This is a genomic window from Psychrobacter sp. PSP (assembly GCF_024085615.1).
In the GTDB taxonomy this organism is placed as follows: domain Bacteria; phylum Pseudomonadota; class Gammaproteobacteria; order Pseudomonadales; family Moraxellaceae; genus Psychrobacter; species Psychrobacter pacificensis.
Genome location: NZ_JABLTF010000017.1, coordinates 144,715 through 151,806, shown reverse-complemented (window position 1 = coordinate 151,806; position 7,092 = coordinate 144,715). Strand labels below are relative to the sequence as shown.

Annotated in this window: 7 protein-coding genes; 1 reads left to right on the top strand and 6 read right to left on the bottom strand. The window is 43.1% G+C overall.

Annotated elements, in window-relative coordinates; translation table 11 throughout:
* The coding region (locus HL061_RS08290) for an IS3 family transposase (protein ID WP_252962712.1) at positions 1 to 170 on the top strand (170 nt) is incomplete at its 5' end.
* A gap of 74 nt (positions 171 to 244) precedes the next feature.
* Here the strand turns inward: HL061_RS08290 and HL061_RS08285 are convergent.
* The 6 genes from HL061_RS08285 to erpA form a co-directional block, all read right to left on the bottom strand.
* Positions 245 to 499, bottom strand: coding sequence for a GlsB/YeaQ/YmgE family stress response membrane protein (locus tag HL061_RS08285; protein WP_058024727.1), 255 nt, complete (start codon positions 497 to 499; stop codon positions 245 to 247).
* A gap of 380 nt (positions 500 to 879) precedes the next feature.
* Positions 880 to 2,367, bottom strand: coding sequence for a UDP-N-acetylmuramate:L-alanyl-gamma-D-glutamyl-meso-diaminopimelate ligase (mpl, locus tag HL061_RS08280; RefSeq protein ID WP_071002632.1), 1,488 nt, complete (start codon positions 2,365 to 2,367; stop codon positions 880 to 882).
* Between the two features lie 240 nt (positions 2,368 to 2,607).
* Positions 2,608 to 3,120, bottom strand: a complete 513-nt coding sequence (locus HL061_RS08275) for a copper resistance protein NlpE N-terminal domain-containing protein (protein WP_227517130.1) — start codon at positions 3,118 to 3,120, stop codon at positions 2,608 to 2,610.
* Between the two features lie 585 nt (positions 3,121 to 3,705).
* A complete protein-coding gene (locus HL061_RS08270) occupies positions 3,706 to 4,236 on the bottom strand; it encodes a disulfide bond formation protein B (protein WP_071002630.1) in 531 nt (176 codons plus the stop codon).
* A gap of 52 nt (positions 4,237 to 4,288) precedes the next feature.
* Positions 4,289 to 5,863, bottom strand: coding sequence for a glutamate--cysteine ligase (gshA, locus tag HL061_RS08265; protein ID WP_083328986.1), 1,575 nt, complete (start codon positions 5,861 to 5,863; stop codon positions 4,289 to 4,291).
* 343 nt (positions 5,864 to 6,206) lie between these two features.
* Positions 6,207 to 6,587, bottom strand: a complete 381-nt coding sequence (erpA, locus tag HL061_RS08260) for an iron-sulfur cluster insertion protein ErpA (RefSeq protein ID WP_058024722.1) — start codon at positions 6,585 to 6,587, stop codon at positions 6,207 to 6,209.
* Positions 6,588 to 7,092 lie beyond the last annotated feature (505 nt).

Here is a 7,092-nt window from a genome sequence, read left to right as displayed (position 1 = left end):
GGTTCTTTGGTACGCTGAAGTGCGAGACGATTTATATTGAGAAACCAAAATCGATTGAGCAGTTAGAACAACAGATTCATGAGTATATGCATTATTACAATAATGAGCGTATTCAACTCAAACTAAAAGGACTGAGCCCTGTGCAGTACAGAACTCAGTCCTTGGTATAAACTAAACCGTCCAAGTTTCGGGGGTCAGTTCATTAACGCAAGGCTTTTTTGTAGATATTCTATCTAGTCGGTAATTATGCACGGCGTTTGTTTACAATCATTTCATACAAAAATAGCAAAATGATCGCACCGATAACTGAGAAGATAAGACCAGTAAAACCGCCATCTGCGTTGATACCAATTAAGCTCGCTAAGAAGCCACCTAACATGGCACCGACGATACCCAATACGATCGTCATGATCCAGCCCATAGGGTCACTACCTGGCTTAATAGCACGTGCCAATAAACCTGCAACCAAACCGACGATAATCATCCAAATAAAGCTCATGTTATTCTCCTAAATTATGAATATTTATAATATGTTGCTAATTTAATAACTCCATTGTAAAGATTCCTCAAACGCAAGAGTAAGCAAAAAATGTTACCTGTGTAGGGCCTATGTGAGGAAAAAGTCAGATTTGCTATTACGTAGGTGCAATAGGTAAACGGAAGGTTACAAAGGTAGCCATGGTGCTAACAGAATGGCGTATCAATCATTTAGCCACGACAGAAGAATTTGATAAGGATAGGGAATTAAATAAAAAAAGCGTAGCCCGTCTATGAGACAGCCACGCTTTTGTTTAATACTAATTTTTTAGATACTAATTTTAGGGTTTAGGGTTTAGGGTTTAGGGTTTAGGGTTTAGGGTTTAGGGTTAAATCAATCGTTTATTTATCACGCAATGCCGCTAATAGACGCTGATGAATCCCCTCAAAACCACCGTTGGACATCACGACTATTGCATCACCTGCTTGAGCATGACTACTGATATGTTCAATAATAGTATCGACACTAGACATTACGTGCTGGTTAATGATGGAGTCACTTGTAGCCGTGGCTTGTTCGATGACTTCTCTCAAACCCCATTCCAGTCCCGCTGGCTCATACCACAATGTATAGTCAGCGAGGGCAGCTGACTCAGCCAAGCTGTCTTGGTGAATACCCATTTTCATGGTATTACTGCGCGGCTCAATAATCGCCCAAATACGTCTGCCAGCCAGTTTCTTTTTGGCACCGTCTAATGTTGTGGTAATCGCAGTAGGGTGATGGGCAAAGTCATCAAAGACTAAGACATCGTTTACATCACCGATCAACTCCATCCGCCGTTTGATACCAGCAAAAGCCGATAATGCGGCGCAAGCGGTAGAGATGCTGACACCGACATCATAAGCGGCCGCGACGGCAACCAAGGCATTATTGACGTTATGAATACCACTCATGCCCCAGTCGATGACAGCTACTTCTTTATCAGCAGCAAAACTGACTTGAAATTGACTGCCATCTTCGCGAATGAGTTCCGCTTGCCAGTCGCTATTGTTTTTAAGCGTACGGTCGTTTTTACTGGTATTAGATGCGGTCGTATCGATGACAGCAGTACGCCAGATAGGGGTCCAAACGCCTTTTGCTAACGTATCTTCTAAGCTAATAGTTGCTGCAGGCATGATAATTTTTCCGGTACTTGGAATCATACGTACCATATGATGAAACTGCGTTTGGATCGCATTCAAGTCAGCAAAAATATCGGCGTGATCAAATTCTAGGTTGTTCAAGATAGCGGTGCGCGGACGATAATGAACGAATTTTGAACGTTTATCAAAAAACGCAGAATCGTACTCATCAGCTTCAATGACAAAATAACCAGAAGGGACTGTCGTATCATCGTCAGTTTTTTCTGCCCCTAGATAGCTGCTGTGTGCAAATACCTGCTGTAAGTGCTCATCAGTGGTATTGACCAGTGGCACACCGCCAATTAAAAACCCTGTATCGATACCAGCGTAATGCAATATCCAAGCAAGCATGGTTGTCGTTGTGGTCTTACCATGAGTACCAGCAACCGCTATCACGTGGCGCGATTGCAGCACTTGCTCTGACAAAAACTGCGGACCTGACGTGTAGCGCAGACCCGTATCTAGCATATATTCAATCACATCCATGCCACGCTTCATCGCATTACCAACAACGACCAAGTCTGGCGCTGGTTGCAAATGCTTTACGAGATAGCCTTCTTCAATAGTGACGCCCGCATTTTCAAGTTGGGTAGACATAGGAGGATATACGTTGGTATCTGAGCCAGTAACGGTATGCCCAAGTTCACGCGCTAATAATGCCAGCGAGCCCATAAAAGTACCACAAATACCAAGAATATGAATATGCATAGACGTTCCGTAAGAGCTTGAATAAGAGAAATAGAGAGAGTAAAAATAAAGTTTTGAGTGCTGAGCTGTTATCAATCGTGACTAACGTTTTAATCAGTCATTGCCATGGCAGTAGTCTGGCAGACAAGCGATCATTGTAAAGTAAACGCTGGTCGATGACCAACAAAAAACGCCTAACAAGTAGGCGTTATCTAGCTGATAAATGCTGTCTTATTTGGCAGCATACCAAGCACTTGCTGTCTATTTACGTGACAACGTATAGTCATTATTTAGGTTTTTTTGCTCATCTATCAAAATCAGATGATTGTCTTGAATATAATAAGACTCAATATGTTTGTCTTCATATACAATGGTAATTTTGTCTTTATCTTGACGATAGACGCCAGACTTAAGTAACGGTGCGCGCTGTTGTTCAGCATCGTGATGGGTGCTGGATTTTAGTACAGAGCCATCAGAAAATAGGTTCAAAGTGACATCGATACTATCGCAGTCTTCACAAGGTACCATACCACCATAATCACCCATTAGCGTGGCTTGTAGCGCACTACTGTTCGATTCTGAGTGTATAGTAGAAGGGTGCATATGCCCCTCATTACTGGACTGAGCAGCAGCAATAAGTGATTGCCCTTCTGTAGATTCATTCAAACTGTCATCAGGATTTGACTCAGACATACTGTTGCTTTCTATCTCTTCTGATGTGCTCTGCGGAGCAGACTCTGCTGATGCGTCGACAAATGAAGCTTTAGTCCTCATGTCTTGATCAGAATTCGAGGAGGCACTATCACAACCTATCAATAGCACACAGAGTGGTACCGCTAATAAGGACGGTCCCCAGCGTCTAATGACAGTAGATGTGGTAGAGCAAATAGGTGCAAGATATATCATGGTCATACCAAAAACAGTTTTTGAATAGCGTTTTTAAAAATCACCTATGCCACTGGCAACCGTTATCAAGATAATCTTGTTGCCAAAAAAGAGAGACAAGGGGTCGTATAAACGTTGCGATAATATAGATATTGGAATTTGAGAGCGTAGCTGATCTTTGAAATGTAGACAATTTATCGCTCAAAAGCGACGGCGCTCTCATAACTTCTCACTAAAACTACCCACTGAAAAAACAGGCTGTCTAAAGGTATCAAAGGGTTACAGATATATCTGTGGACTTTTTGTTGTGTTCAATATGCTTGGTATAGCAAAGTAGGCTCTATCAGTTTGTCTAACATAGGTAATAAAAGAGGTTTAACAGTCGCAGATAATAAAGCAGACATTGCATAGCAGAGTATGAATGTCTGTTTAGAAAGAAGTGATAACGGTAAAATATAAAGTGATTTTAATGAACTATCGAGCGATAGACTGGTTGGTGATAGGTCGCACGATACGCCACAGTATCACCCCATGCGCCACAAGAAGTACGCTAAATAGGATCAACGACAGCTCAGGGATACTAAGTCCGACAAACGTCCAATCGATAGAAGCACACTCACCAGAACCTGCAAATACTTCTTTGAGCACTTGCAACATAGGCAAGGTATCTAGCCAATAGTCCAAGCCTGGGCCGCATGACGGTACTTGATCGGCAGGTAGGTGCTGTAGCCAAACATGGCGTATAGCCACAGCAGTAGACCAGCCAATACCTGCCAAACTACCAAGCCATAATAGCAACTTCACCACTTTGGATTTTGGATTAAACAATGCTGATATCAGCGCAAAACCGCCCATGACTATTAGACCAATACGCTGAAAAATACAGAGCGGGCAAGGCGAAAGCCCTAGATGGCGCTGTAAATAAAACAGCGCAAAGCTCATGCCTATTATGGCCATCAATACTAAAAATATTTGTAAGTTACGGTAAGTGGTCAGCTGTCGCATGGTGCGTTACTCTTATGGTTTCATCTATACAGAGGTTAGGAGGCAATCAGGTTTAGCGATACTGCTGTAAAAAGTCCATAAAGTCTTCTGTCTCAGACTTCTCAATCTCAGCCTGCTGCAAGATAGACTTTTCTGCCAATACTTCGTATTTCGCTTGGGTGTTTGGACTGAGAGTCTGCTGCAATAATGACTCGCGATGCTGCTGCGCTAATGTAAAACCAAGCTGCCATAGACTACCTAAGCGTTTGCTATCAGAGTTTACTTGGGCGGAGATCGTCGACTCAGAATGTCCGGCTTTGCCTTGCATCAATGCCACTGCAGCACGGTAGTCATTGCCACCATAATGAGCGTCCAGCAATGCAGCAAGTGGCTGCATACGCTCCAGATGCATCAGCATCCAGCCCTCAAGCGATTGCTCTTGACCGTTATTGATGATGTGTAAACCTTCACGGCGACCTTCGTTGACCACACGCTCTAGATTAATAGCGAGTGCTTCTTCTTCTTCAGGCAGCAAATCAGGTGAATCGCTGAATAGACAGTAGAGCGCCATCACTTCTAAAAAGCAAGCACTAGAGAGACGAATACCAACATCGCTATAAGGATCGAGATCAATAGCACGAAACTCAACATAAGCAATACCGCGACGCTCAAGCGCTTCGGTTGGTGTCTCACCACTCATCGCAATTTGCTTAGGACGGATAGGGCTATAGTATTCATTTTCTATCTGAAGGATATGATTATTGATCTGAATTGGGTTGCCATCTTCATCTTCCAGACCAAGCTTGGCAAAGCTCTCATGCGGTGTTTGGATCGCGCGGCGTAGTCCAGCGACATACTCTGGCAAATAGTTATAACGAATATCTAGCTGCTCTTGCACGCTATTGGTATAGCCAAGTTTGCCCATACGCAGGCTGGTGGCAGTCGGTTTATAGTAGGTTGAGTCATTTAGACGCTCTAGATCATGCTCACGCCCAGCAACAAAACAAGGACATACGCTTGGACTTGCACCCAATAAATACAACACAATGCTGGTCAGTCGCTTAAAGTTGCGAATAAGCCCTAGGTATTTTTCGTTTTTGAATTCTGTTAGCGTCTGCTCTTGTGCCGTTGGGGTTTGCGCTTGCCACGTTTCAAAGAGCGTGTCACCAAAAGATAGATTGTAATGTAACCCTGCGATGGTCTGCATACGGCGACCATAACGGATACCAAGACCACTGCGATAAAGGGTTTTTAGCTTACCTGTATTAGAGCTACCATAATCAGCCAGTGGAATATCTTCATCTTTAGAAGACAACATACAAGGCATAGATAGTGGCCACATCAGCTCGCCTTCCGGCATGCCTTGATACACCAAGACATGCAATTGACGCAGCATATTGAGTGTCTCTTTTGGCGAAGCTTTTGGTTCGGTGATAAGCTCAAGTAGGCTTTCTGAATAATCGGTAGTAATAAAAGGATGGGTCAATTTTGATCCGAGTTTGGCTGGATGCGGCGTCTGTGCCAAAAAACCATCAGGCCTCACGCGCAGCCCTTCTTTTTCGATACCGCGGAGCATACCCGTTAAATGCTGGCTGTCAAACCAATTGGGAATGTCAAAATTAACAAAGCTACTCGCAAAATTACTCATAATAGTCATCTATTGTTATTCATTATGGCGGATCAAAGCACGATGGGCGTTTGTCCATAAAAGAGGTAAATGTTCGGTCAATAATTCCGTCAGTTTAGCTCAAAGCCGTATTGAAAACCACGAACAATTACAAATACGATAAGCTTTGAGCAGGACGTTTGGGCTAGATTTTTCTCAGTATTTTTGATGAAATTGGTCAGCACGGATACTTTGCGGATTCATCAATATTGGCAAAAAAGCATCTACCCAAGAGATAGATGCTTTGACAGTCATGCTATAAGCAATCAAACACAGTGCCAACGCACCATGGCATCATCCATACAGTCATGGCGTTGTCGTCAGTTTAAATAGAAAATGACGAGCCACAGCCGCAAGTGGTGGTGGCATTGGGGTTGGTCACGACAAAACGTGCGCCTTCTAACCCTTCAGTGTAGTCAACGGTAGAGCCTTGCAAATATTGATAGCTTAGCGAGTCAACAACCAAGGTCACATCACCATTATCAAAATTGGCATCGTCTTCATTTAAGTCGTTGGCAAAGTTAAAGCCATAAGAAAAACCTGAACAGCCGCCGCCCGTCACATAGACGCGTAGCATAAGTTCACTATCACCTTCTTCTTCGCGCAGACGGCGTACTTTTTGTGCCGCACTGTCGGTTAGGCTTAATACCGTAGGATCTACTGGCTGATTTGAGCTTGGATTAAATTGGTTGGCTGATTCGTTCATATCTACCTCAGTTGCTAGGATCAAATGCGGTCGTCGTCCTGTTTGGGTTTGCAACAAAATGATTGCAAATAAAGATACGCACGGCGTTTGATTTAATTGGGTGCTGTCGTTATGGCAAAGCTATTGGTGCATTATAAGCTGTTTGTGCAATATCAATACGGTGTTTGTGCCACCAAAGCACTTTATTGATGATAAGCACTTATCTTTAGCAGTATATCATAATGGGGGTAGCGATTCGCTTGTCAAGAGTCATCGTCCTTACCAAAACTGATGAATCAAAACTTTTATAGCTATCAAGGTTATACTCATTATGTGTGCGAGAGTATATGGCTGCCAAAGGCCTTATTATAGTCATTCGTATCGATAGGCTGACAAGGATTATATAATCTAGGGTCATTGGCATAAATACTTAATTTTAAAACACTTCGTTTTGAAATAGTTATTTAATAGTTTGCCTATGCGGCAAGCGTTTGAAATAATAGCCGCCAGTTGGCATACCCTATGT